The 25838-nt window shown below is 65.3% G+C and carries 24 protein-coding genes; 10 read left to right on the top strand and 14 right to left on the bottom strand.

What is annotated here, in order from left to right; all coding sequences use genetic code 11:
* Nucleotide 1: 1 nt before the first annotated feature.
* Nucleotides 2–937, bottom strand: coding sequence for a ribose-phosphate pyrophosphokinase (locus KRZ98_RS15295; RefSeq protein WP_119746953.1), 936 nt, complete (start codon nucleotides 935–937; stop codon nucleotides 2–4).
* A gap of 135 nt (nucleotides 938–1072) precedes the next feature.
* Here KRZ98_RS15295 and KRZ98_RS15290 point away from each other — a divergent pair, with 135 nt between their 5' ends.
* Together KRZ98_RS15290 and gltX are read left to right on the top strand one after the other, a co-directional pair.
* On the top strand, nucleotides 1073–2734 hold the full coding sequence (locus tag KRZ98_RS15290) for an NAD+ synthase (RefSeq protein WP_217674311.1): 1662 nt from the start codon (nucleotides 1073–1075) through the stop codon (nucleotides 2732–2734).
* A gap of 116 nt (nucleotides 2735–2850) precedes the next feature.
* Nucleotides 2851–4179, top strand: a complete 1329-nt coding sequence (gene gltX / locus KRZ98_RS15285; protein WP_217674310.1) for a glutamate--tRNA ligase — start codon at nucleotides 2851–2853, stop codon at nucleotides 4177–4179.
* 16 nt (nucleotides 4180–4195) lie between these two features.
* Here the strand turns inward: gltX and KRZ98_RS15280 are convergent, their stop codons facing one another.
* The 4 genes from KRZ98_RS15280 to hemC all read right to left on the bottom strand — a co-directional run bounded on the left by KRZ98_RS15280 (nucleotide 4196) and on the right by hemC (nucleotide 7551).
* On the bottom strand, nucleotides 4196–4942 hold the full coding sequence (locus KRZ98_RS15280; protein ID WP_217674309.1) for an alpha/beta fold hydrolase: 747 nt from the start codon (nucleotides 4940–4942) through the stop codon (nucleotides 4196–4198).
* 109 nt (nucleotides 4943–5051) lie between these two features.
* The gene (locus KRZ98_RS15275; RefSeq protein ID WP_254798463.1) at nucleotides 5052–5927 is read right to left on the bottom strand and encodes a hypothetical protein; all 876 of its coding nucleotides are present in this window, start codon (nucleotides 5925–5927) and stop codon (nucleotides 5052–5054) included.
* 29 nt (nucleotides 5928–5956) lie between these two features.
* Nucleotides 5957–6628, bottom strand: coding sequence for a uroporphyrinogen-III synthase (locus KRZ98_RS15270; RefSeq protein WP_217674307.1), 672 nt, complete (start codon nucleotides 6626–6628; stop codon nucleotides 5957–5959).
* The gene (gene hemC / locus KRZ98_RS15265; protein WP_217674306.1) at nucleotides 6625–7551 is read right to left on the bottom strand and encodes a hydroxymethylbilane synthase; all 927 of its coding nucleotides are present in this window, start codon (nucleotides 7549–7551) and stop codon (nucleotides 6625–6627) included. Before hemC ends, KRZ98_RS15270 begins: the two co-directional genes overlap by 4 nt.
* A gap of 44 nt (nucleotides 7552–7595) precedes the next feature.
* Between hemC and tsaD the strand changes: the two genes are divergently transcribed.
* The 3 genes from tsaD to KRZ98_RS15250 are packed head-to-tail and all read left to right on the top strand — an operon-like array spanning nucleotide 7596 to nucleotide 11162.
* On the top strand, nucleotides 7596–8630 hold the full coding sequence (gene tsaD, locus KRZ98_RS15260; RefSeq protein ID WP_217674305.1) for a tRNA (adenosine(37)-N6)-threonylcarbamoyltransferase complex transferase subunit TsaD: 1035 nt from the start codon (nucleotides 7596–7598) through the stop codon (nucleotides 8628–8630).
* On the top strand, nucleotides 8627–9598 hold the full coding sequence (locus KRZ98_RS15255; protein WP_217674304.1) for an NAD(P)H-dependent glycerol-3-phosphate dehydrogenase: 972 nt from the start codon (nucleotides 8627–8629) through the stop codon (nucleotides 9596–9598). Before tsaD ends, KRZ98_RS15255 begins: the two co-directional genes overlap by 4 nt.
* Nucleotides 9599–9620: 22 nt before the next feature.
* A complete protein-coding gene (locus KRZ98_RS15250; protein WP_254798461.1) occupies nucleotides 9621–11162 on the top strand; it encodes a lipopolysaccharide biosynthesis protein in 1542 nt (513 codons plus the stop codon).
* Here the strand turns inward: KRZ98_RS15250 and KRZ98_RS15245 are convergent, their stop codons facing one another.
* On the bottom strand, nucleotides 11163–12176 hold the full coding sequence (locus KRZ98_RS15245) for an adenosine kinase (RefSeq protein WP_217674302.1): 1014 nt from the start codon (nucleotides 12174–12176) through the stop codon (nucleotides 11163–11165).
* A gap of 111 nt (nucleotides 12177–12287) precedes the next feature.
* On the opposite strand from KRZ98_RS15245, the gene KRZ98_RS15240 reads away from it, so the two are divergent.
* Together KRZ98_RS15240 and KRZ98_RS15235 are read left to right on the top strand one after the other, a co-directional pair.
* Entirely contained in the window at nucleotides 12288–12956 is a 669-nt protein-coding gene (locus tag KRZ98_RS15240) for an EI24 domain-containing protein (protein WP_217674416.1), read from the top strand.
* The gene (locus KRZ98_RS15235; RefSeq protein WP_217674301.1) at nucleotides 12953–13327 is read left to right on the top strand and encodes a hypothetical protein; all 375 of its coding nucleotides are present in this window, start codon (nucleotides 12953–12955) and stop codon (nucleotides 13325–13327) included. The genes KRZ98_RS15240 and KRZ98_RS15235 overlap by 4 nt, the downstream gene beginning before the upstream one ends.
* Here the strand turns inward: KRZ98_RS15235 and queG are convergent.
* On the bottom strand, nucleotides 13324–14358 hold the full coding sequence (queG, locus tag KRZ98_RS15230) for a tRNA epoxyqueuosine(34) reductase QueG (protein WP_217674300.1): 1035 nt from the start codon (nucleotides 14356–14358) through the stop codon (nucleotides 13324–13326). The two genes, KRZ98_RS15235 and queG, sit on opposite strands and share 4 nt — an antisense overlap.
* A gap of 34 nt (nucleotides 14359–14392) precedes the next feature.
* On the opposite strand from queG, the gene KRZ98_RS15225 reads away from it, so the two are divergent.
* Genes KRZ98_RS15225 through msrB form a run of 3 tightly spaced genes read left to right on the top strand, consistent with a single transcriptional unit; the run spans nucleotide 14393 to nucleotide 17040 of the window.
* Nucleotides 14393–15358: an ABC transporter ATP-binding protein gene (locus KRZ98_RS15225; protein WP_217674299.1), complete on the top strand. Its 966-nt coding sequence runs from the start codon at nucleotides 14393–14395 to the stop codon at nucleotides 15356–15358.
* Nucleotides 15355–16545: an ABC transporter permease gene (locus tag KRZ98_RS15220; RefSeq protein ID WP_217674298.1), complete on the top strand. Its 1191-nt coding sequence runs from the start codon at nucleotides 15355–15357 to the stop codon at nucleotides 16543–16545. Before KRZ98_RS15225 ends, KRZ98_RS15220 begins: the two co-directional genes overlap by 4 nt.
* Nucleotides 16546–16563: 18 nt before the next feature.
* Nucleotides 16564–17040, top strand: coding sequence for a peptide-methionine (R)-S-oxide reductase MsrB (msrB, locus tag KRZ98_RS15215; RefSeq protein WP_217674297.1), 477 nt, complete (start codon nucleotides 16564–16566; stop codon nucleotides 17038–17040).
* Here the strand turns inward: msrB and KRZ98_RS15210 are convergent.
* From KRZ98_RS15210 to KRZ98_RS15180, 7 genes are all read right to left on the bottom strand, one after another.
* Nucleotides 17021–18784: a hypothetical protein gene (locus tag KRZ98_RS15210; RefSeq protein ID WP_217674296.1), complete on the bottom strand. Its 1764-nt coding sequence runs from the start codon at nucleotides 18782–18784 to the stop codon at nucleotides 17021–17023. The two genes, msrB and KRZ98_RS15210, sit on opposite strands and share 20 nt — an antisense overlap.
* Entirely contained in the window at nucleotides 18762–19145 is a 384-nt protein-coding gene (locus KRZ98_RS15205; RefSeq protein WP_217674295.1) for a GtrA family protein, read from the bottom strand. The genes KRZ98_RS15210 and KRZ98_RS15205 overlap by 23 nt, the downstream gene beginning before the upstream one ends.
* Before the next feature lie 16 nt (nucleotides 19146–19161).
* Entirely contained in the window at nucleotides 19162–20697 is a 1536-nt protein-coding gene (locus KRZ98_RS15200; protein WP_217674294.1) for an NAD(P)/FAD-dependent oxidoreductase, read from the bottom strand.
* A gap of 174 nt (nucleotides 20698–20871) precedes the next feature.
* On the bottom strand, nucleotides 20872–21204 hold the full coding sequence (locus KRZ98_RS15195; protein ID WP_217674293.1) for a UrcA family protein: 333 nt from the start codon (nucleotides 21202–21204) through the stop codon (nucleotides 20872–20874).
* Between the two features lie 176 nt (nucleotides 21205–21380).
* Complete coding sequence (purH, locus tag KRZ98_RS15190) at nucleotides 21381–22970, bottom strand: bifunctional phosphoribosylaminoimidazolecarboxamide formyltransferase/IMP cyclohydrolase (protein WP_217674292.1); 1590 nt, start codon at nucleotides 22968–22970, stop codon at nucleotides 21381–21383.
* Nucleotides 22967–24079: a hypothetical protein gene (locus KRZ98_RS15185; RefSeq protein WP_217674291.1), complete on the bottom strand. Its 1113-nt coding sequence runs from the start codon at nucleotides 24077–24079 to the stop codon at nucleotides 22967–22969. Before KRZ98_RS15185 ends, purH begins: the two co-directional genes overlap by 4 nt.
* A 2-nt stretch (nucleotides 24080–24081) precedes the next feature.
* Complete coding sequence (locus tag KRZ98_RS15180) at nucleotides 24082–25833, bottom strand: heparinase II/III family protein (protein ID WP_217674290.1); 1752 nt, start codon at nucleotides 25831–25833, stop codon at nucleotides 24082–24084.
* Nucleotides 25834–25838: the final 5 nt, after the last annotated feature.

Here is a 25838-nt window from a genome sequence, read left to right as displayed (position 1 = left end):
TTCAATCAAACAGGCTCGACACCGAGCTTTCGTCAGCAATCCGCTTGATCGCTTCGCCCAGCAAAGGCGCGATCGGCAGGTGGCGGATATGCGCGGCATTGTTGACCGCATCGGTGCCCTGGATCGAATCGGTGATCACCAGTTCCAGCAGGTCCGACGCCTCGACCCGCGCCACCGCGCCGCCCGACAGCACGCCATGGCTGACATAGGCGACGACCTCCTCTGCCCCTGCGGCCTTCAATGCGCTCGCCGCGTTGCACAGTGTGCCCGCCGAATCGACAATATCGTCGATCAGCACGCAGAAGCGGCCCTTCACGTCGCCGATGATGTTCATCACTTCCGATTCGCCCGCGCGCTCGCGGCGCTTGTCGACGATGGCGAGCGGCGCATTGTCCAGCCGCTTGGCCAGGGCGCGCGCGCGCACCACGCCGCCGACGTCGGGCGACACGACCATGATGTTGCGGTCGCCAAAGCGCGCCTGAATATCCGCCGACATGACCGGCGCACCGAACAGATTGTCGGTGGGAATGTCGAAGAAACCCTGGATCTGCCCCGCGTGCAGATCGACCGACAGGACGCGGTCGGCGCCTGCCTTGGTGATCAGGTTCGCGACCAGCTTGGCGCTGATCGGGGTGCGCGGGCCGGGTTTGCGGTCCTGCCGGGCATAGCCGAAATAGGGGACGACGGCGGTGATCCGCTTAGCCGACGCGCGCTTGAGCGCATCGATCATGATCAGCAATTCCATCAGATTGTCGTTGGTCGGATAGCTGGTGGACTGGATCACGAACACATCCTCGCCCCGGACATTTTCGTGGATTTCCACGAACACTTCCTCGTCAGCGAAGCGGCGGACGCTGGCGTCGGTCAGGGGGATTTCGATATAGTCGGCGATGGCGGCCGCGAGCGGCTTGTTGGAATTGCCGGTCATGAGCTTCATGGCCAAGTCCCCCTGCTATTTGGCGGCGTGACGAATTGATGACGCTGCGTGAAAACGCCGCCCCTTTAGCCGCGTCCGTTCCTGCTGGAAAGGCGCTTTTGCGCGTGGCGGCAAAATGCTCTAACGGCCCCGTTCATGACCGACAAACTTGTGATCGCCCTTGCCCAGATGACCCAATCGGTGGGCGACCTTGCCGCCAATGCCGACGCGATGCTGGCATGGCGGGACAAGGCCGTTGGCGCGGACCTGATCGTCTATCCCGAATTGCAGCTGATCGGCTATCCGCCCGAAGATCTGGTGCTGAAACCCGCCTTGGTCGAGCGCGCGAATCAGGAACTGGACCGGCTGGCGCAGGCGACGGCGGATGGTGGCCCGGCGATGCTGGTCGGCACCGTGGTCGCCGCGCATGGCGTCTTGTTTAACGTCGTCGCCCTGCTGGAGGGCGGCGCGGTGACGCAAATCCGGCAGAAGCGCGAATTGCCCAATTATGGCACGTTCGATGAAAAGCGCCTGTTCGCCCCCGGCCCGCTGCCCGCGCCGATCGATTTTCGCGGCGTGCGGATCGGCGTGCCGATCTGTGAGGATATCTGGTTCCCCTTCGTCACCGCCCATCTGAAAGCCGAGGGCGCGGAGATATTGATCAGCCCCAATGGCAGCCCCTATGAGGTTGACAAGGATGATCGCCGCCAGACCATGGTGGCTGGCACACGGGTGCGCGAAACCGGCCTGCCGCTTGTCTATCTCAACCGCGTCGGCGGGCAGGATGAGCTGGTGTTCGATGGTGCATCCTTCGTCATGAACGCCGATTTCGGTATCGCGCAGCAGTTGCCGGACTGGGAAGAGGCGCTGGTGCTGACCCAGTGGGAGAAATGGGATGGCCAGTGGGTCTGCCTGCCCGGCGACTGCCATGTCCCCGACGAGCGCCCCGCCGACATCTATAACGCGATGGTATTGGGCCTGCGTGACTATGTGAACCGCAACCGCTTTCCCGGCGTGGTGCTGGGCCTGTCCGGCGGGATCGATTCGGCGCTCTCCGCCGCCGTTGCGGTCGATGCGCTGGGCGCGGACCGGGTATGGTGCGTGATGATGCCGTCGCGCTTCACCAGTCAGGACAGTCTGGACGATGCGGTCGAATGTGCGCGCCTGCTGGGTGTGCGTTACGACACCATCCCCATCGAACCGGCGGTCGGCGCGTTCGACACGATGCTCAGCGATGTTTTCTCAGAGCGCCAGCGCGACCTGACCGAGGAGAATATCCAGTCGCGTATCCGCGGCGTGACCCTGATGGCGCTGTCCAACAAATTCGGCCACATGCTGCTGACCACCGGCAACAAGAGCGAGATGTCGGTCGGCTATGCCACCATCTATGGCGACATGGCAGGCGGCTATTCGGTGCTGAAGGATGCCTACAAGACCACGGTGTTCGACCTGTCGCGTTGGCGTAACGAGAATGTCCCGTCGCTGGGCGAAGGCTTTGGCCCCACCGGCCCGGTCATGCCGCAGCGGGTCATCACCAAACCCCCCAGCGCCGAACTGCGCGACAATCAGCGCGACGATGACAGCCTGCCCCCCTATGAGATACTGGACCCGATCCTCTACGGTCTGGTCGAGGAGGAATTGTCGGTCGAGCAACTGGTCGCACGCGGCTTCGAGCGCGATACCGTCGCGCGGATCGAGCGGCTGCTCTATGTCGCGGAATATAAGCGCCGCCAGTCGCCCCCCGGCGTGAAACTGGGCAGCCGCAATTTTGGCCGCGACCGCCGTTATCCGATCACCAACGCCTTTAGAACATTATGATTTTCCGTTCGCCCTGAGCGAAGTCGAAGGGTCAAGCTGAGCATAGCGAAGCCACTTCGCTCCGCTCAGTGGATGGCTTCGACTTCGCTCAGCCCGAACGGATTTAGGATTAACCCATGACCGTCATCACCCGTTTCGCCCCCTCGCCAACCGGCCACCTCCATGTCGGCAATATCCGCGCCGCGCTGCATAACTGGCTGTGGGCGCAGAAGAGCAGCGGGCAGTTCCTGCTGCGACTCGACGATACCGACCTGGAACGCTCGCGCCCCGAATATGCCGATGCGATCCGCGCCGACCTGCAATGGCTTGGCCTCCACTGGGACGCAGAGGCGAAGCAGTCGGACCGCTTTGCCCTTTACGAAGCACGGTTTGAAGCGCTGCGGGCATCGGGCCACGTCTATCCCGCTTACGAGACGAGCCAGGACCTGGACCTCCGCCGCAAGGTCTTGCTGGGGCGTGGCTTGCCGCCCGTTTATGATCGCGCCGCGCTGACGCTGACCCCGGACCAGATCGCCGCTTACGAGGCCGAAGGGCGCACACCCCACTGGCGGTTCAAGCTGGACCGTGACCAGCCGATCGTCTGGACCGACCTGATTCGCGGCGAGCAGCGTTTCGACCCCAAATTGCTGTCCGATCCGGTCATCCGCCGCGCCGATGGCAGCTGGCTCTACATGCTTCCCTCGGTCATCGATGATGTCGATATGGGCGTCACCCACGTCCTGCGCGGGGAGGATCATGTGTCCAACACCGCCACACAGATCCAGATGTTCACAGCGCTCGGCGCCCCGCTCCCGGCCTTTGCGCATGAAGCGCTGCTAACTGGCAGCGAGGGCAAGCTGTCCAAGCGGCTGGGATCGCTGGGGGTCGCCCATTTCCGTGAGATCGGACTGGAACCAGCCGCCATCGCCTCGCTGCTGGCACGGCTGGGTAGCAGTCAACCGATCGAGCCGTTCGCCACCATGCAGCCCCTGATCGACAGTTTCGACTTCGCCCATTTCGGCCGCGCCCCCGCGCGCTTCGACGAAGGGGAACTCGCAGCCCTCAACCAGAAGATCGTCCATCTATTGCCTTATGAGGCGGTCGCCAAGCGCCTGCCCGAAGGCATGGACGCCCCGGCATGGGATGCCATCCGCCCCAATCTGGAGACCGTCGCCGGTGCCGCCGACTGGTGGCGGATCGTCACCGGACCCGTGGACGCACCCGCGCCGGAAATTGAGGATCGCGACTTCCTGGCCAGCGCTCACCGCATCCTGACCGACGCCTCCTTCGACGCCGACATCTGGCGCACCCTCACCCATACGCTGAAAGAAGAAACCGGCCGCAAGGGGAAGGCATTGTTCCTCCCTCTGCGCCGCGCACTGACCGGGTTGGATCATGGGCCGGACATGGGACAATTGCTGCCGCTGATCGGCCGGGACGAAGCACTGGCACGGCTCCAGGCTTAAGGAAAGCGCAAGCGTCTCAGACGCTGATCAACTCCAGCGCCTTGCCCACGGCGGCAATGCCTTCGGGCGCGGCGGCAAAGCCCATATGGGTGCAATCCACCTCGATCGCGCTATCCCGCTCCCCGCTGCGCCCCTTGGCACATTCGGGCAAAATCACCCCGTCGCGCCGCGACCAGAGCGCGACCGTCGGCACCGGCGGCTTGGCTTCCCGCGTGCAGGGAAAGGGCGGACGATCAACCGGCGTACCCGACACCAACTGATAGAGCCGCCAGGCATGGTTCGCGCGTGGGTCGCCGGAAAAGGGCGTGCCCATCGTCACCACGCCGCCAACCTTGGTCGCTGCCAGCTTGGCATATTCGCGCGCATACAGCCCGCCCAGGCTCCAACCGACCAGCGTTACCGGACCACCAGACATGCGTTGTATGTCATCCACCCGACGGTCGATCGCCTCCAGACTATCCACCTTCGGGCCAAAATTGCGCCCTTGGCCCCAATGATGGGCGTCAAAACCCGCCCTGTTCAGGATCGCGCGCATCGGCTCCATCCGCGCGTCCGACGCCAGCAGGCCGGGGATCAGCAGCAGCGCGCGACCGTCACCCCGGATAGTCTGGGCCAGCGCATCGGCCTGCGCCCGCGTGCGTGCCAGATCGAAGGGGAGTGCCATATTGCCGACCAGATGCTGGACCGATGGCCGGGCGACGGCGCGCGGGCCGGACGCGAGGCGATCCTTCCAGAAAGTGGTAACGGCAGCATAAGGTGGCACGACGACAAAATCCCTTTGACCCAAAGGCAAAGATGACAGTGTCGTGACAAACGCCGTTCGCGTCCATCGGTTTCATCGCAGTAGAGAAACTGTTTATCGCAATATTGGATCAGGGTGCCAACGGCGACGTCTGCGCGACCGGCGCGCCCTCAACGCTGCGCAGAGCGCGTGGCTCCAATATGGCCGCCGTCTCGATCAGGTCCAGCGCACGACGCGCCTCCAGATAGCGGCGGGCCAGCTGGATCCAGCGATCCGCGACCGCACGACCCGGCAGCCGCTCCACCTCCGCCAGCGCGGCACTTACCCGCCCGCCGTCGAGATAATGGATCGCCCGGTCAAACCCGGCCTGCGGACGGGGTGAAGGGGTCGATGCCCGGCGGATCGTCACCAGTTCGCGCGCTTCATGCTCGATCGCGCTCCACCAGCTCGCATCGGCAGGCGGGGTCGTTGCCCGGTCGCCAATGTCGATCAGCCCGCCGCGCAGGTCAGCGAGCGTCACCGGCTCACGCGCGGCATTGATGATGGTCGCGACCGCGCGCGGCTGGGCCTGGCCAAAGCGCAGTCGCAACTGTCCCTCGACATAGCCGAGCGGCGCGCCGCTATCGAGCGCGCGGCGCGCGGCGAAGGCGACCAGTAGCCCTTCGGCCCGCGCGGCATTGCCGGACGCTGCCTGCGCCTCCACGGTGATGCGGGTCAGCCGCTCCTCCAGCTGCACCACCTGCGCATCCAGCATCTGCGCAGCGTCAGCGGTGAGCGGACGCTGCGCAAGCGTAGGTGCGGGATTGCTGCTGAGCAGCGGGGCCACGCTCGCCGCTTGCGGCTGCGGATCGCCCCAGCGGCGCTGGATCTGCGGCCAAGCCCAGACAGTGACGCCAACCCCTACGACAAAGGCCAGGAGGATCAGGATCAGCAGCGGCACCATGCTGCGCCGCCGTGCAAGAGGCGGGGTCGGGGTCATGCTGCCAAGGCCGTCCTCGTCGCTCATGCTGCCCCCTTTGCCTGTCATTCCACCCGTCATTCGCACAAACCACGCACAAGGGCCAGCATGTCGTCATCGCGTGGCTGGTCCGGCGCTTGTGCGCTGGCCCAGCCCGTTCCGCACGCTGCCAGTGTCGCCGTACTGATAGCGACGATATGCAATCCGGCCCGCGCCGCCATGGGGACTTGCGCCGCCAGCCGCTCCCCCGCACGGGGCGAATGGACAAGCAGCACTGTTCCCGGCACAGCGTCATGCAACAGGGCCGAATCAGGCGGCAGGCTGGTCATGCTGTAAACGGCGATCCGCGTGACATGCAGCGGTCCCGCCTCCATCGGCGCCACCGTCGTGCCTGCCAGATGCAGCACGGCGCGATGACCGTCAGTTGCGATCTGTGCCGCGATGGCGCTGGCGTTGCCATCGCCCGCGACCACGCGGTCAAATCCCTGCGCCTGCACAGCCGCGGCCGTCGCGCTGCCGACGGCATAAGCGGGCAACTTGCGATAGGCCGTAAGCGCTGGTCCCGCGAGCCGCACCGCATGGGCGCTGGTCATCAGCAGCGCGTCGAAATCCCCGGCCAGCGGCGCTGTCCACTCCAATGCCTGCGGCGCGAACAGGGGATGCACCACCGCCTCCAGACCCAGCCGCGCCACGGCCTGCGCCGTCCTGCCCGCCCCCGGTTCGGGCCGCAGGATGAGAACCCGCCTCACGCCTCGAACAAGGACCGTAGCGCCGGACTTGCCCGGTCCAGCAGCGCACGACCCATTGCCTGCGCCGCGTCGCAATCCTGCCGGTCGATAATGGCGTCCTCGCTCACCGTTTCCTGCCCGTTCGGACTGATAATCTCCGCGCGCAGGTGCAGCCGGTCGCCGTCCACCAGCGCCAGCGCTGCGATCGGTGAATGGCAGGTGCCGCCTAGCCCCATCAGCACGTTGCGCTCGGCCATGACGCAATCGAACGTGTCAGCATCACTGATCGCCGCCAGCGCCGCCAGCACCGCCTCATTGTCCGCCCGCGCCTCTATCCCGACCGCCCCCTGCGAGGGCGCAGGCAACATCATGTCGATGGGAATCGTAACACCGACATCGCTCTGCCCCAGTCGGTCCAGCCCCGCAGCCGCCAGCAGGGTCGCATGGACCTCACCCGCCGCCAGCTTGGCGAGGCGCGTCGCGACATTGCCCCGGAACAGGGGGATGGTGGCATCGGGCCGCAAGCGCGTCACCTGCGCGGCGCGGCGCGGCGAGCTGGTGCCGACGACCGGATTGGCGGGCAGCGCATCGAAACTGTCGGCTCCCACCAGCCGGTCACGCACATCAGCGCGCGGCAGCATAGCGGCGATACGGAACGCGGCGGGGCGCAGCGTCTCCACATCCTTCATGCTATGGACCGCAAAATCAATCTCGCCCTCGACCAGCGCCCGGTCCAGTTCCTTGGTCCACAGCGCCTTCCCGCCGATCTCGGCCAGCGCGCGGTCCTGTATCCGGTCGCCACTGGTCTGGACGGTGACGATCGCCACGGCGCTATCGGGCCAGCCATGGGCATCGCACAAGGCGCGGGCGGTCATGCGGGCCTGGGCCAGCGCAAGGGGCGAACCCCTGGTGCCGAGGCGCAACGGTCGTTCGGACAAAATCATATGCGGCTTGCTCTAATGACCACGGGCATTAGATGGAAGCGACAATGACAATCATCCTTGGCCTGGAATCGAGCTGCGATGAAACCGCAGCGGCGCTGGTGACGGCCGACGGCCAGATTCTTGCGCATCGCCTCGCCACCCAGGAGGAAGCCCACCGGCCCTATGGCGGCGTCGTCCCCGAAATCGCCGCCCGCGCCCATGTTGAGGCGCTCAGCCCTCTGATCGAAGCCGCGCTGGCGGATGCGGAGATGACGCTCGATCAGGTCGATGTGATCGCCGCGACCGCCGGGCCGGGCCTGATCGGCGGGGTGATGGTGGGTCTGGTGACCGCCAAGGCGCTGGCGCATGCGGCGGGCAAGCCGCTGATCGCGGTCAACCATCTGGAGGGTCACGCCCTCTCGCCGCGCCTGTCCGACCGGACGCTGGAATTTCCCTATATGCTGCTGCTGGTGTCGGGCGGCCATTGCCAGATTTTGCTGGTCCGCGGTCCCGGCGACTATGCGCGGCTGGCCACCACCATCGACGATGCAGCGGGCGAAGCCTTCGACAAGACCGCCAAAATGCTGGGCCTTGGCTATCCCGGCGGCCCGCAGGTGGAAAAGGCCGCAGCACAGGGCGATCCCAACGCCGTTCCCCTGCCCCGCCCGCTGCTCGGCACGGCGGAACCGCATTTCTCCTTCGCCGGCCTTAAAAGCGCGGTCATGCGCGCGGTCCAGTCCGGCCATTATTCGACGCAGGACATCGCCGCCAGTTTCCAGCAGGCCGTGATCGACTGCCTGATCGACCGCACCCGCCGCGCACTGGGGCAGGCGGACGGAATCACCGCTCTGGTCGTGGCCGGTGGCGTCGCGGCCAATCAGGCGATCCGGGGGGCGCTCGAAAAGCTGGCGGCAGACCATGGCCTGCCCTTTGTCGCACCGCCACTATGGCTCTGCACCGATAATGCGGCCATGATCGCCTGGGCCGGGGCGGAGCGCTTTGCCGTGGGACTGATCGATGACCTGACCGTTCCCGCCCGGCCGCGCTGGCCGCTCGATCCGGCGGCGGAAAAGGCGCGCGGCGCCGGAGTGAAAGCATGAAGGCTGGAGTCATCGGGGCGGGTGCATGGGGCACGGCGCTGGCGCAATTGCTGGCTGCCGACGGGCAGGCCGTGACGCTCTGGGCGCTGGAAAGCGATGTCGTCGATGCGATCAACGGGGCGCGGGAGAACCCGCTCTATCTGCCCGGCATCGCACTGGCCCCGTCCATTCGTGGGACCGGTGCGATGGCCGACCTTGGCGACTGCGACATGCTGCTGGTGGTCAGCCCGGCCCAGCATTTGCGGAGCGTTGTGGCCCAGGCCCCCGCCGGTGTGCCGCTGATCCTCTGTTCCAAGGGGATAGAGGCGGGCACCGGCCTGCTGATGGGGGAAGTGGCGCGTGCAGCGCAGCCGACATCGCCCATCGCCGTCCTGTCCGGCCCAACCTTCGCCCATGAAGTGGCCAGGGGATTGCCGACCGCGATCACGCTGGCGTGCGATGATGCCGTATTGGGCGCGCAACTGGCGGCGCGGATCGCCCGCCCCGCTTTCCGCCCCTATCTGTCCGACGATGTCACCGGCGCGGAAATCGGTGGCGCGGTCAAGAATGTACTGGCGATCGCGTGCGGCGTGGCGGACGGCGCGGGGCTGGGCCTTAATGCCCGCGCGGCGCTGATCAGCCGGGGCTTTGCCGAAATGACGCGCTTTGGCTTGGCGCGCGGCGCAAGGGTAGAAACGCTGGCCGGGCTGTCGGGGCTGGGCGATCTGGTGCTGACCTGTTCGTCCACCAATTCCCGCAACTTTTCGCTGGGCCAGGGTCTGGGCGAAGGACGCAGCGCTGCTGACCTGCTATCCAACCGCCGCACCGTGGCCGAAGGCGCGTTTACCGCCCCGGTGCTGCGCGATGCCGCGCGCGCGGCGGGGGTGGAAATGCCGGTGGTCGAAGCGGTGTGCGCCTTGCTGGCCGATGCCATGCCGCTCGGCACCGTGATCGACGCGCTGCTCGCGCGTCCGTTGCGGCCCGAATAAGCCGTCGCGCGTCAGCACCATCATGGCTACATTCCAGTCATCAGACGGGACGACAGAGGGGAGTCGATTGACCGCGCAGCTTCCTGCGTCGAAGGACGAGGATGACATCGCCGCCTTGGCCAAGGGCGGGCGGACCAATGTGTTCGGTTTCCTTCTTCGCCTGGCGGCACGGCTGCCCTTCCTGTTCATCGCGGGCCGGGTCTATGGGGCCGAAACGCTGGGTCGCTTCGCCTATGCCGTGCTGGTTGTCGAATTTGTCGCGCAATTGGCGACGCTTGGCCTGAAACGCGGGCTGGCGGGTGCGCTCAGCCAAACCGAACGACCCCACGCTCATGTCGTGACCGACGCGATGCTGGTGACGATGATCGCCGCGCTGCTCGGCGCAGGCCTGCTGGTCGCCTTTCCCCAGGCGATGTTTCCCAATAGCGGCATCAATGGCCTAGACCGGCTGCTGGCGCTGATCGTCATTGCGGTCGCCGGGTCGGACGTGGCGCTGGCCGCCTGCGCCTATAAATTCGATGTCGGCGCGACGGTGCGGGCGCGCTCGATCATCGAACCCTGGGCGATCAGCATCGGCGCCTTCGCCTTTTCCTTTTATTCGACCCGCGACGGGTTGATCCTGTCCTATGCCGTGTCGATGATCGCCGCCTTCATCGCCTCGATCATCCCGATGGCGCGCCATTATGGCCTGCCGGTCGGCTGGCGGCCCGATGCCGGGCGGCTCTGGCGGCTGGCGCGGCGCAACCTGCCGCTGGCGGCCGCCGACGGGGTGGAATGGGGATCGCGGCGGCTGGACATGGCGATATTGGGTCTGTTCGTCAGCCCGGCGGTGATCGGCATCTATTATATCGCGCAGCAGGTCGCCTCGCTGCCGCAAAAGCTCAAGACCAGCTTCGACCCGATATTGGGTCCGGTCATCACCCGCAATCTGGCGGAGGGGAATATGGCCGCGATTGCGCGGCAGGTCAGCCAGGTCGGTTTCTGGATCATCGCGGCGCAGGCGGGGATCGCGCTGGCGCTGGGCATCCCGGGCGAAGCGGTGATGGGGCTGGTCGGCCCGCATTTCGTCAGCGGCACCGGGGCGCTTGCCTTCCTGCTGATGGCCGAAGTGATCGCTGCGACCGCGGTCGTCAGCGAATCGGCGCTCGTCTATATCGCCCGCCACCGCAACCTAATGATCTCGCTCGGCATGATCGGCTGCCAGGCCGCTTTCAGCTTCGCGCTGATCCTGCTCGCCCGCCAGCTCGATCTGCCGGTCATGGCGGTGGCCGCAGCGCCCGCCCTCGCCCTGTGTCTGGCGCTGGCGATCGGTGCCTTTGTCAAGGCGCGGTTGCTGTCCCGCCTGCTCGATGCGCCGGTCAACGCCTGGCGCTGGCCGTTGCTGAGTGCGGCGGGCGTCGCCTGCATCGTCGGTTCCGCCTTTGTCGCCCTGCCGCCGCGGCTCGAATGGGTCGAGCTGGTCGTCGGCGTCTGGGCGATATTGGGCGCTTATGGCGTGGTCATCTGGCGCTGGGGCTTTGGCCCCGATGACCGCACCCTGTTCCGCAAGCAGAAAGCGGACTGATCAGGCGAACAGCCTGTCGCGGATCACGCCCAGATCATCCTCCGGCCGTGCGCCCCAGTGGGAAATCACCTCGGCCGCCGCCGCTGCGCCCAGTGCCAGGCAATCGGCCACGCTGCGGCCATCGATATGGGCGGCCAGGAAGCCGGCGGCGAACAGGTCGCCAGCACCGGTCGTGTCGATAATCTGCGTGACCTGCGCAGCAGGTGCTTCGTAACGCACGCCATCGACGATCGCCACCGCGCCCTTTTCACTGCGGGTCGAGACCAGCACCGGCACCTTGGCCGCAATCGCCGCCACGGCCTTGTCGAAATCATCAATCTGCGCCAGCGACTGGATTTCGCCCTCATTGGAAAAGAGGATGTCGATCTGGCCATGGTCGATCAGGTCGATGAAATCGGCGCGGTGGCGGTCGATCACGAAATTGTCGGACAGGGTGAAGGCGACCTTGCGCCCCGCCCCCCGCGCCGCGTCAATCGCCGCCCGCATCGCCGCCCGCGGCTGCTCCGGATCCCACAAATAGCCTTCGAGATAAAGGATGCCGGCCGAGCGGATCATATCCAGGTCCAGCGCGGCCTCCGGCAGAAATTGCGAGGCACCCAGAAATGTGTTCATCGTCCGCTGCGCATCTGGCGTGACGAGGATCAGGCAGCGGGCAGTCGGCACGTCGCCGGTCATGGCGGGCGTGTCGAAACGGATGCCGATCGCATGCACGTCATGGGCGAACACTGCGCCCAGCTGATCGTCATTCACCTGGCCGATAAAGCCGCATGTCTTGCCCAGCGCGGCGAGGCCCGCCAGCGTGTTGGCGGCCGATCCGCCGCTGATTTCCTTGGCCTGGGGCATGTCGGCATAGAGGGTTTCCGCCATTTTGGCGTCGATCAGCTGCATCCCGCCTTTGGTCAGCGCATGTTCGGCAAGGAAGGCGTCATCGCTGCGCGCGAGGACATCGACAATGGCGTTGCCGATGGCGACGACGTCAAGCGTCGGGGCCGAAACTGGAGCGGAAGCGGTCACGCAAAATCCTTATGGTGCGGGGAATGTCAGGCTGCCGTCTCTATCGGCGCGCGTGCGCCCATGCAACAGCGCGCGATTGACGGGCGTCGCGGCAGGCCGGATAATGACCCGATGGTCCTGACCGCCGCGCTGCGCGCCTTCCCGTTGATCTTCCACGCTGCCGCCCGGCGGTTGCTGGTCAAGACATTGCTGCTGACACTTCTGGTCTTTGCCCTGCTGGCGGTGGGGCTGTGGGCGGGGGTCCATGCGCTGCGCCTCCATTATGGCTGGGGCGGCGGTGGCATGGCGGAGGCGGCGGCGACCGCGCTGATCGTTGTCGCGGCAGGCTGGCTGCTGTTCCGCGCGACCGCGATGGCAATGATGGGCCTGTTCGCCGACGACATTATCGCAGCGGTAGAGGCGGATCGCTACCCGGATGCAGCGGCGGACGCGCGCCCGGTCGGGCTGGCACGCAGCATCCGCTATGCGCTGGCGTCGGTCGCGCGGACGATCGGCTGGAACCTGCTGGCGTTGCCCGCTTACATCGCGCTGCTGGTGACGGGGGTGGGAACGATCGGGCTGTTTCTCGCGCTCAACGCCTATCTGCTGGGCCGCGATCTGGCCGACATGGTCGAGCCGCGCCATCCGGGTCATCCGCCGATCCCGCGTGGCAGCCGGTGGCTTCTGGGTCTCGCTTCGGCGCTTCTGTTCCTTGTTCCCCTGGTCAACCTGCTTGCGCCGATCTGGAGCGCGGCTATGGCGGTCCACATGCTGCACGGCGTCAGAAGGAAGCCTGTATGAACGCCCCCCGCCCTGCCCTGATCGCGCTGCTGGCGCTGCCGCTTGCCGCCTGTGGTGCAGGCGGCGTGGTGCCGCAAACCGGGATCGCGCCGCCGCCCGCCGGTCCCCCGGCCAGCGCCTTCGGCAAGCCCGGCCCGCTGATGGGCGCAGATGCGCGCGCGCTGACCCAGATGTTCGGAACGCCCCGGCTCGACATTCGCGAAACGACGGTGCGCAAGCTGCAATTTGCCAATGGCCGCTGCGTCCTCGACACCTATCTCTATGCCCCGGCACGCGGCAAGGAGCCCGTTGTTACTCATGTGGATGCGCGCTCGCCCGCTGGCAGCGACGTCGATCCGGCGGCCTGCGCGACGGCGTTGCGGGCGCGTTAGGCGGACAGCCTTTTGATCGCCCATGCAGCCGCTTCCGCCACGACCGAATCATCATCGCCAGCCAGCGTCTGTAATCGTCCCAGCAGGCGCGCGTCGCCGCTATTCCCCGCCGCAATCGCCGCATTCCGCACCATCCGGTTGCGGCCTATCCGTTTGATCGGGGAGCCGGAGAAGATTTCGCGAAACGCGGCGTCGTCCAGCGCCAGCAGGTCGGCGATGGCGGGGGCGGCGAGTTCGGCGCGGCCTATGAATGCCTTGTTGGCCGCAGCCGCGTCCGCAAATTTGTTCCAGGGGCAGACCGCCAGGCAATCGTCGCAGCCATAGATACGGTTGCCGATGCCTTCCCGCAGATCGTGCGGGATCGGCCCCTTATGCTCGATCGTCAGATAGGAAATGCAGCGCCGTGCGTCCACGACATAGGGCGACGGGAAGGCGTCGGTTGGGCAGGCGGTCTGGCAGGCGGTGCAGTTGCCGCAATGGTCGATCTCCGGCGGGTCGGGTTGCAGCGCGATTTCGGTGTAGATCGCGCCCAGGAACAGCCAGCTGCCATGCTGGCGGCTGACCAGATTGCTATGCTTGCCCTGCCAGCCCAGCCCGGCCCCCTGCGCCAGCGGCTTTTCCATGACTGGGGCGGTATCGACAAAAACTTTGAGCGCGCCGGGCTGCTGCTCCACCAGCCAGCGGGCCAGTGCCTTCAACCCCTTTTTGACGACATCATGATAGTCTTTGCCCTGCGCATAGACCGAGATGCGCGCGCGGTCCGGCACGTCCGCCAGCGCCAGCGGATCGCGCCCCGGCGCATAGCTCATCCCCAGCATCACGACGCTGCGCACGTCGGGCCACAGGCCGTGTGGCGATACGCGTTGTCCGGCGCGCTCGGCCATCCACAGCATGTCGCCATGATGGCCTGCGTCCAGCCATTCGCCCAGCCGCTGCCCGGCCTGGGGGGCCACGTCGGCGGGCGCGATGGCGCAGGCGGCGAAGCCCAGCGACGCGGCCTGTACCTTCAGGCGGGTTTCCAAGCTTTCCATTTGCGTTGGCATGGGGGGACACTATCAGGAGCGGATGAACGGCGACACTCCGGCCCCGCCCCTCCGCTATGCGCTCGAAGGCCATAGCCTTGTCAAGACATTCGGCAGCTTCCGCGCGGTCGACGGCGTCGACATCGCCGTGCCTGCCGGGTCGATCTATGGCGTGCTGGGGCCGAATGGCGCGGGCAAGACCACGCTGCTCCGCACGTTGCTGGGCATCATCGACCCGGACGAGGGGGTGCGGTCGCTGCTGGGCGACGCCGCGCCGCTGCGGATGGCGCGACAGGTGGGCTATCTGCCGGAGGAGCGCGGGCTCTATCCGTCGATGAAGGCGTTTGAGGCGATTGCCTTCATGGGCGCATTGCGGGGCTTGCCGCTGAAACAAGGGCGCGAACGGGCGCGGGCGATGCTGGAGGGGCATGGCATGGGCGGGGCGATCGACAAGCCGATCCGCCAGCTGTCCAAGGGCATGGCGCAGACAGTGCAACTGTTCGGGACGATAATCCACGAACCCCGGCTGATCGTACTGGACGAGCCTTTTTCCGGGCTGGACGCGATCAACCAGGAGAAGCTGGAGGCGCTGATCCGCGAGCAGGCGCGGCGGGGCGTCACCATCCTCTTTTCCACCCATGTCATCGCCCATGCCGAACGCCTGTGCGAGCGGATCGCCATCGTTGCGGGCGGACGCATCCGGTTCGAGGGGACGGTGGCCGACGCGCGCGATCGGCTGCGCCCGCAGGTGCGGCTGCGCACCAAAGCCAGCGACGGGGCGTGGCGGCGCGCTTTGCCCGCCGATACGGTGGTGGAGGATGGCGCGTGGCATTTCGCCCTGCCCGACGACGGGATCGAGCCGCTGCTGCACGCATTGCTGCGTGGGCACGCCGGGATTGAGAGCCTGTCGATCGAACGGCCGGGGCTCCACGACGCCTTCGTCGCCATCGCCGGAGAAGCGACCGCACGCCAGATGGAAGAAGCGCAGGCGCGGGAGCAGGACGCATGAGAGAGATGCTACGCGCCGCTCTGGTCATCGCCCGGCGGGATTTTACCGCGGTGGTGCTGTCGCGCACCTTCATCCTGTTTCTGCTGGGACCATTGCTGCCAATTCTGATCGGCATGGCCTTTGGCGGCCTGGGTGAGAAGATTTCCAGCACCGACCTGCGACCTATGGTCGGCATCGCCATGCCCGCGAGCGAAACCGCGCGGCTGGAACGGGCGCACCAGCGTCTGACCGAAAGGATGGGGGATCAGGCGCTGGTCCGGTTGCGGCGGGTGCCGCTGACGCCTGCCCCGCGCGAGCAACTGGCGCGGGCCGATTCGGCGGTGGTGGCGATCCTTTCGGGCTCGGTGGCGCACCCGATCTTGACCGGCAAGCCCGACGATCTCGACAAGATGCAGGGCGATCTCAGCCTGATCGCCAGCGCGGCGCAGGCCGAACATACGCTGCGGCTGGTGCAGGTGGAACGGCAGGAGGTCGCCACGAGCCTGGGCGCACAGGCGCAGGCGCGGTTGCTGATCGGCAGAGTGGCGCAGGTCGTCATGTTCTTCCTGACGATCCTGCTGGCGGGCATGATCCTCTCCAATCTGGTCGAGGAAAAGACCAACAAGATCATCGAGATATTAGCTGCCGCCGTGCCGATCGATGCGATTTTCCTCGGCAAGCTGATGGCGATGCTGGCGATGAGCTTTGTCGGCATCGCTTTCTGGGGCGGTACGGCCTTTGCGATCTTCCTGGCGCTGCACGGGTCCGCGTCGGGCCTGCCTGCGCCAGCGGTGGGCTGGCCGATCTTCCTGATCCTCGCCGTGCTATATTTCGCCATGGCCTATACGCTGCTGGGATCGCTATTCCTGGGGATCGGCGCGCAGGCGGCGACGGTGCGGGAGGTGCAGACGCTGAACATGCCCGTGACCATGGGACAGATGCTGATCTTCTTCTTTGCCAGCTACGCCGTCGACCATATGGGATCACCTGCAGAAGTGGCCGCAACGATATTCCCGTTCAGTTCGCCCTTCGCCATGATCGCGCGCGCGGCGCAGGATGATGTGCTGTGGCCCCATCTGCTCGCGCTGCTGTGGCAGGCAGCGTTCGTAGCGCTGATCATCCGGGTCGGCGTGCTGCTGTTCCGCCGCCATGTCATGCAGTCGGGCGGGCGCTGGTGGAAAAATCTGTTCAGGAACACGACAGGCTGAAGGGTGTTCAAGGATGTCATGAACCGGAGACTTTTCCTGAGTGGTGTGGCGACCGGCGCGGCGGCGCTGGGCTGGTGGCGGCTGGGCCTTGATCGGGCGGAGGCCGCCTATCCTTTTGCGCTGAGCGATGCGGAGTGGCGCAAGCGACTCTCCCCGCTCGCCTATAATGTGCTGCGCAAGCAGGCGACCGAGCATCCCTTCACCAGTCCGCTGAACAAGGAGCATCGGACCGGGATTTTCGCCTGCGCCGGGTGTGGGCAAAAATTGTTCAGTTCCAAGACCAAGTTCGACAGCGGCACCGGCTGGCCGAGCTTCTATGCGCCGCTGCCCAAGGCGGTCGGCACCAGCCGCGACTTCGACCTGGGCTATCCCCGCACCGAAGTCCATTGCGCGCGCTGCGGCGGGCATCTGGGCCATGTATTCGACGATGGCCCCAAGCCAACCGGGCTGCGCTATTGCATGAACGGGGTAGCGCTCAGCTTCGTGGCGACCTGATCCGGTAGATTTTGAGCGGGCCTTTGGTGGGGAGCGGTTCCAGCCAGTTTGGCGTCGCGCCGCGCGCCAGTTGGGCGGCGAGGCCCTTGCGGTTGGCTTGTCCATAGAGGCGATATTCGCTGAGGCCGTCGCAGGTCACGACATAGCGCGCGCTGGTCATGCCGATGACGGCGCGGGCTTGATCGGGTGCATCGACAAAGCCTTCGATCACCGCAGTGATGCCCGCCGCATTGCGATGATGGGCAGTGCCGATAACGCTGTGGCTGGTCTGGACGAGAATGTCCGGGCCTAGATCAATCGGCGCGAACAGGGTCGCAGTCGGCAGGGTACGCAACGGTGCCAACACGCTGGCCGCGCGACAATTGGCGCTGGCTTTCTTCGCCGGTTCGGGCGTGGCGGCGATCGCGACCCACAGCGCGCACAGGCCAGCCGGGGTCAGCAGCACCAGCGCGACCGATCCGAATATCCGCGCGATGGCGCTGGCAGACGCCTGTACTCGGCGGAACAAGGCGATGAGCAGCCAGGCGGTACCGGGAAGCGCCAGCAGATGCGCTACCGACACCGCGCGCATCACCATGATCGCAACCAGCATGGCACCGGTCAGCAGCAACGCCAGTGTCAACCAGCGCATCCGCGCCGGGCCGCATGCACCGCGCGCTGCCAGCAATGTGGCGATCAGGCCCAGTAGCGTGGGCAGCAGGATGACGCCTGCCATCGACCGGCTCTGTTCCCAGATTGGCCGCCCTTCCATGACCTGCAAATACCAGAGCTTATAGGCCAGCGGTCCCAGCGCCGCGAAGGGATCGCCTGACAGGCATGGCCCGCCGGTCAGCGCGAAGGTCGCCAACGCCGCACCGCCGCCAAGTGCAGCGATCAGGAAACGGCGCAATGGAGAGGACGGGCCGATCAAGCGCGTAGCCAGAAGCGTTGCAACGGCCAATGCTACCAAGGGCCAGACATAAACGAACGAGAGGGAGTCGCAGTGACGCGCCAAAACCGCAGCGGGACCACGCAACAACATGAGCGGTATCAGCGCCGCTGCGCCGAGGGCGACAGTGAAACCGACATAGCGCGGCGTTTCTGCCCGGTCGATCCAGTGGCGCAGGGCAAAGATTGCGACAAACAGCGCGGCATAGGGCAAGCCTTCGCTCGAAATCTGAAGCCAGAGTGCCAGCGCCAGCCCCGCAACGATGCCGCCGCGCGCCGCGCGGGCGTCCATCGCGCCGCACAGCGCCAGAGCCGCCGCCATGATCTGCCAGCCATGATGATCGATCCGCAACGGCGTGAACTGGACGAGGATAGACGGTGCGGTCAGCAGCAATGCGACCGCGAGCAGTGCAATCCCCGCCCCGGCAATCCGCTTCGCCGCAATGAAGAAGGCCATCGTCAGCCCACCCAGCAGCAGCAGCGGCACAATCGCGCAAGCGACCAGCTCCGCCGTCGCCATACCCAGCAACGGGCGCAGCAGCAGGATCAGCGCGGCGATCAGCATGTCGACGATCCGCGACCAGTGCATCGGGCCGCCGGTGGGCGGGTTCACCCGGTGCTGGCTGACATCCCAGAAAGCCTGTCCGCCGATCCAGTCGCGCACCTGCGCCAATCGCATCGCGTCATCGGGATCACGGAAACCGAGCGTGGCGAAATCACCGTGGAACAGCCACAGCATCGCCGCGCTGCATAGCAGCCAGGCGAGAAGCGCCAACAGCGCCCCCCGACGCAGGTCAGGCGCGGGCAAAGACGCCATACTTGCGGATCGCATAAACGGTGAGGAAGCTGACCGGAACGGATAGCAATTTGGCGATCGTCGGCGCAACGCCGATCAGGCTCAGCCCGCCGACCATGGCAAGCGTAATGCCCATGCCCAGCAGTGCGCTGGCCACAAAACCCGCGCGCTGCGCATGGGTGGGACCGGTGCCGGTATCGAATACGAAGCGGATGCTGATCGTCCAGTGGACGACCAAGCCGATGGCATAGCCGCCAAAGGCCGCCAGCATCGGGGCCGCACCCAAATGGTCGAGCATCAGGAAAAGCGCCATGTCGCTCGACAGCGCGCAGATGCTGGCCAGCAGATAGCGGGCGAACATCAGCCGCGCGACCAGCGCCATCAGGACGCGCACCGGGTCAGGCGGCCTTCAGGCGGGACGGCACGGCGCGGGTGCTGGCGAGGGCTGCCTGCGCGTCGGCATCAGCCCCATCAATTTGGCCCTCGTCGCCGGCCTCATGATATTCGGCATCTTCATTGACCGACCAGACGTCATGCACGCGCGCGCCCGCGACGATGTTACGCACCGTCAGCATCGCCGTCATCATCGCATGGTCCTGATTATTATAGCGGTGCATCCCGTTGCGCCCGACCATGTGCAGCGTGGGATAGCGGGCCTCCAGTTCGGTGCGCATCGCCAGCACATTGGCGGCATAGGCGTCGTCATAGACCGGATAGGCCTTTTCCTGCCGCACGACCGCGCCGCCCACGACATCATCGGGGTTGCAGAGGCCCAGCAGTGCCATTTCCTTCGTCGCCAGCGCGACCAGATCAGCGTCGGACGAGGCCCACAGGCCATCACCTTCGAAGCAGAAATATTCCAGGCCCACACAGGCCAGCGTCGGGTCCGGCACCATTTCGGGCGACCAGCTGCGGAAATTCTGGATGCGGCCGACCTGCACCTTGCTGTCGTGAATATAGATCCAGTTGTCGGGGAAAATATCCTCCCCCTTCACCATCAGCGCCACGGTCAGGAAGTCGCGATACTTAAGGTCCATGGCTTCGGGCAGCGTCGCGGGCAACGGATGGATGCGGCCTGCCAGTTCGCGCATGGGGGCGGACGAAATGACATGAGCAGCGTTGATGATGACCTCGCCCTCCGGCCCCTGCGCCACCAGCCGCCAGCGGTTCGTCCCTTGGTCCTGCTCCAGCCGCTTGAAGCTGTGCGCCATCAGCACCTGATTGCCGCCATCGACCACATGGTCGCGCGCCTTTTCCCACATCATGCCGGGGCCAAGCCGGGGATAGCGGAAGGTTTCGAGCAGCGTCTTGGTCGCCATGCCGTCATTGGGCTTCTTGTTGAGGCCGAGCGAGCGTTTCAGCCCGTCGGTGACCGCGCCCCATAGCGACAGGCCCTTGATCCGCTGCGCCGCCCAGTCCGCAGACATTTCATCGCACGGCATCCCCCACACCTTCTCGGTATAGGTTTTGAAGAATATGGAGAACAGCTTGTGACCGAACGCATTGACGGTCCAATCCTGAAAGGAGCGCACATTGCGGTTGGGCAGCAGCTTCGCCTTGGCAAAGCTGGCCATGCACAGCGTCGAGCGCCAGACGCCCAGATTCCACAGCGCTTCGAACGCGCGGAGCGGATAGCTGTAGAATTTGCCCTCATAATAGATGCGACTCATCCGGGGACGCTGGATGAAGTCATCGGGCAGGATTTCATTCCACAGGTCAACGACCTGCTGCGATTTGGAAAAGAAGCGATGCCCGCCAATGTCGAAGCGGAAGCCATCCAATTCGACTGTCCGGCTGATGCCGCCGACATAGACCGGGTCTTTCTCGATCACCGCGACATTATAGCCCTGCTTGGTCAGCAGATAGGCCGCAGTCAGGCCCGCCGGGCCTGCGCCGATGATGGCGACGTCCACGCTTTGATCGATACGCGGCATGACAGGCAATTCCCCCGGATGGTCTTTCGTCGCCATGGGAGTGAAGGAAATATTCTAAGGACTGGTTAACGCTCGGTAAGGATCGCACGCGAAACGAGGCACATGACAAAGGGCCGTCCCGCAGCGCGGAACGGCCCCCTGCAGTCCCCTTCGTGAGGGGAACCGGGCAGACGCTTAACCCTGGCGCTGTGCCATGGCGTTGAGGTCGGTGCGCGCGCCGTTGAGCGCCTCACCAAAGCAATTGCGATAATCGTCGCTCACCGGGATGATCGAACCGTTGACGAAACCGCAGACCTGCTTGGCGGCGCGAACGACGCGATAGTCTGCGCGACGCAGACCGGCAGTGCTGGCCAGGTTGAGGTCAGCGACCGATACTGCGATCGAACGGGTTTCCGTACCCGAACGGCCATCAACGATCACGTCCATATTGTCATTGCCCGCACTTGCCACACCGGGCAGCGCTAGCGCCATCGTGGCGGCCAGCGCCACCAGCGTCTTTGCAGTCATCCTGTTTCTCCTGTCGAACATGTTTTTCTGATTGTCCGCCCCACGTCTGACGTGGAAGTAGGGTCGCGCTCTAAATAAGCGCACAGGCCGTTGTTGAAAAGAGGCCAGTTGATAAAAAGTGGCAGAAAACCGTTATTTTGCGGGTGCGAAGGCTTTTGCTTCGCACCCGCGGAGGATTAATGCCGGAAGTGGCGCATCCCGGTGAACACCATGGCGAGCCCCGCTTCGTCGGCGGCGGCAATGACTTCATCATCGCGGATCGAGCCGCCGGGCTGGATCACCGCCGTCGCGCCTGCCTCGACCGCTGCCAGCAGGCCGTCCGCGAAGGGGAAGAAGGCATCGGAGGCGACGGCTGAGCCGATGGTGCGGGGTTCGCTCCAGCCAGCCTTTTCGGCGGCATCCTTGGCTTTCCATGCCGCAATGCGCGCGGATTCGAGGCGGTTCATCTGGCCAGCGCCCACGCCCGCGGTGCTACCACCTTTGGCATAGACGATGGCGTTGGACTTGACATGCTTGGCGACGGTCCAGGCGAAAAGGCAGTCGGCCAGTTCTTGGCTCGTCGGTTCCCTTTTGGTCACGACTTTGAGCGCGTCTCGGCTGATCCGGCCATTGTCGCGGCTCTGCACCAGCACACCGCCTGCGATCGTCTTGAGCTGAAGGCCGGGGCGCGCAGGATCGGGCAGGTCGCCGGTCAGCAGCAGGCGGAGATTCTTCTTCTTGGCAAAGATGGCGCGGGCCGCATCATCGGCGTCGGGTGCGGCGACGACCTCGGTGAAGATTCCGCTGATCGCTTCGGCAGTCGGCCCGTCGAGCGGGCGGTTGACGGCGATGATGCCGCCGAACGCCGATACGCTGTCGCAGGCGAGCGCCGCTTCATAGGCCTCGATCAGGGTCGCGCCGGTCGCCACGCCGCACGGGTTGGCGTGCTTGACGATGACGACGGTCGGCGGGCCGTCGCGAAATTCGCTGACCAGTTCGAGCGCGGCGTCAGCATCGTTGTAATTATTATAGGACAGTTCCTTGCCCTGGATCTGTTTCACCTGGGCGATGCCATTGGCGGACGGGCCAGTGGGCAGATAGAGGGCGGCGGACTGGTGCGGGTTTTCGCCGTAGCGCAGCGTGGTCGAGAGCGTGCTGGCAACGGCCAGCGTTTCGGGAAACATCACGCCCTGATCGGCGAAGGCGAACCAGCTGGCGATCATCGAATCATAGGCAGCAGTCGCGGCATAAGCCTTGGCCGCGAGCATCCGGCGGAAGTCGTAGCTGGTCGCCCCGCCCTTTGCGTCCATTTCCGCGATCAGCCGGGCATAGTCGGCCGGATCGGTGACGATCGCCACGCTCTCATGATTCTTGGCCGCGGAGCGCACCATAGACGGGCCGCCAATGTCGATATTTTCGATAATCTCTTCGCGCTCGGCACCCTTGGCCACGGTCGCGGCAAAGGGATAGAGATTGACCACCACCAGGTCGATCGCGCCGATGGCATGTTCGTCCATCGACGCGATATGCTCCGGGTTGTTCCGCACGGCGAGCAGGCCGCCATGCACCTTGGGATGCAGCGTCTTGACCCGGCCGTCCATCATTTCAGGGAAGCCGGTAAGGTCGGAAATATCCATGACAGTGAGGCCTGCGTCGCGCAGCGCCTTGGCCGTGCCACCGGTCGAAACCAGTTCCACCCCATGCTTCCCCAGCGCCTGCCCCAGTTCGATAAGGCCAGCCTTGTCCGACACGGACAAGAGGGCGCGCTTGATGGGATAATCAGTCATGAGGAAAGGCTTTCTGGTTGCAGGACGACTTTGCGCCGGTCCCTTAGTCGCGTGGGCTGGAAAAATACAGCCCTGCCGTCATCTCGCTTGCGCCGGACTTGGAGCATCGCGTCGATCTTCTCCAAAGAACAGTCGAGACAGCCTATTAGCTCTCGAGGCATCCAGTGCCGACCCCATTCCCATTGATAATCAAAGACATGCTCCATATTGGGCAGAATGGTCAGCACGGGGATAGGCATTTCCACGGCCGTATCTGCGGCCCGAAACAGCGGGCGATGCGACCGGTCCCTGATTTCGACATAGGCCAGTATAATGCGATTGCGGGATAGCAGCCAAGAATGCTTACCCGCGCCCCATCCACGCCCCCACAGGCCCTCCCGCAGAAGCAGATCATAATCAGTCAGCGGCGGTTCCGCGATAAGACACACGTCGTTTGCGAGATATTCCTCATGCAGGCGACCCAGCTTCCATCTGTCCTGTTCTGTTTCGCCAAATGGCGATTTCAAGTTGCGATCGACGGTTGGGCTTGCCGGGCATTCACTCAATGGTTTGAGCCGATAGGTCTGCGCAAGATGAGACAAGGGGGCGGCGCCACGCTGGATATTGTCGAACGATAGGCCTCTGCTACTGTTGACAGTGACACTATGCACTGAATCCTCGAACAGAAGGGCGACACAGCGACTGTCGCAACTGAAAGGATCACGGCCATAATCCGGGATGCTGGATTCCATGCGGATATCGCCGAAGGGCTTTATCGGGCCGACGGGTTTCACATTCGTCAGTTGATGGTTCGCTGCCAGTCGCCTGCCCGCGCTGATGGAGGGCTGCGGGATGGCCCAGACAAGCCCGGCCGTGACCGCGATCGCCAGCATTGCAGCCCGCAATGGCGACAGCAGGAAGCCGCCCGCCCAGTAGAAGGCGGCGAACATCGCGCCCCACAGAAACGCTGTTGGCATGACTGCCAGAAAAACGCCGGGAAGGACCATCAGCATCAAGCCGAAAATCAGAAGCCCTGGTGCGATCAGTAAGATGGCCGACAGGGTTCCAGTGAAGATCAGATACCGCTTGAGAAACAGATCAAATGGGCCGTTTCCGTTACGCACTACCATCCTCACCCTACCCGCTTGAACAGCCACCCAATGCTTGATCCGCCGGGCAGCGCTTCGCTGGTCACGACCAGTTGCCTGGTCGGATGCGGCCTACCGTCGCCGTCGACCCACAGGCTGTCTTCTACCGTGAGAACGCCGGTGCCGGTGCGGAATTGCCACAGCGCGCCCATGTCGATGCGCAGCAGTGCGCCCTGATTGTCGGCGGTGAGCGTCGGTTCGACGCCGGGCGCCAGGTGGAAGCGCAGCAGGACCGGTAGTTTGGCGGGCTTGCGGCGGCGCTGCGCGGGGGTCAGCATATCCTCGCCGCGGATTTCCTTGCCGTCGCCGCTGACCAGCAGCAGGCGGCGGTGGACATAGCCGATGCGACGGACATAGCCGTCATGGGACAGGTCCACCCGGCTGCCATTGTCCAGTTCCTGCCGGTTCAGCTCCACTTCGGTCACGCCGCGCCCCAGCGTACCGTCGGGCATAAGCGCGGTGCTGTTGCAATCGTCCAGCACCAGCGTGCTGTGCGCGGCAGTTGTGCGCAGCCCCTGCGCCAGATCGCGCGGTATCCACGCCCCTTCCAGCCCAGCGCCACCGCAATTGACGATCAGGCGATGCACCCCGTCGCTAATCTCGATCGCGCCGGTCGAGGCGCAGCCTGCGTCGGCGAGGCGGGCGACCGGTGGCGGCGCGGCGTCGATCTGCACCACGGTCGTGCCTGCCGCGATCCGCTGATAGCCCCAGTCGCGTGCCTGCCGCAGCGGCCGGGCGCGCACCCGGCTGGCGGCGACTACGGCATTGACGATCAGGGGATCAATCGCGCCTGCGCCCTGCCAGTTGCCAAGGCCGCCATCGCCATGGGTCAGGCCCAGCAGCGCCGGGACGATCCGGGTCAGCCCGTCATTGAGGAAAGCAGGCGCGGTTTCGCGCCGCACATCATAGACAGCGCGCAGCATGGACAGCGCCATCACCGCCTCCAACTGCGCCAGCGGGGACCGCGAGACGATGCCGCCATCGGGGTAGAAGCCGCTGTCGATCGCGCGCTTCAAACCCGCTTCGCCGAACAATTTGCGCGCGCCGCCACCGGGCATCAGCATGGAGGCTGCAACGATCGCGCTCCAGCCGACAAGGCGCGGCAGGCCCGTCGCTGCCTTGTCCGCGATGCGATCGAGATGCCGCGCGGTGCGGGCGATGCAATTGAGGACCAGCGAGCGATAGACCAGATCGCTGGAGGACAGGATCAGCGGCGCGTGAGCGGTCCAGAAGAAGAGCCGCCAGCCCGCATTGTCGGCGCGCCAGGCCGGTTCGCTCGGCGTTTCGGCATGAGCGGCGAGCCATTTGCGCATGACATTTTCGGCGATCGGTGCGGCCTGTTCACGACTGGCGGCGCTGGCCAGATCGCGCAGCCAGCGAAAGCTGTGCAGATAATCGGCAAAGGCGGGGTCCAGGTCGATCCGGGCAAAATCGAGCGTGTCGATAATCTGCTTCTTGCCGCGAAACAGGAAATAGCCCGCGCGGATCGCCTGCCCCGCCCGCGTGTCGCCGGGCAGTTCGTCATCGGGGACGGCCAGCAGCTTGAGCGGATATTTGCCGCGCAGCTTGCGGCCGTGAATCGGCGTTTTCCAGCTGAGCAGATAGAAATGATTGGCGATTCTCTGCGCCAGCGACAGCCCCTTGTCATCCGCGACGCGGATGAGACGCTTGCCCTGTTCTATACCGTCGTCGCTGCTCTCTGGAGCGGCGGTTTCGGGCGTCTTGCGGGCAGACATGCGCC

The organism is Sphingobium sp. AS12 (genome assembly GCF_019097845.1).
GTDB lineage: Bacteria > Pseudomonadota > Alphaproteobacteria > Sphingomonadales > Sphingomonadaceae > Sphingobium.
Note: the sequence above shows the minus strand (reverse complement) of the source record. Positions and strands in the feature narration are given on the sequence as shown.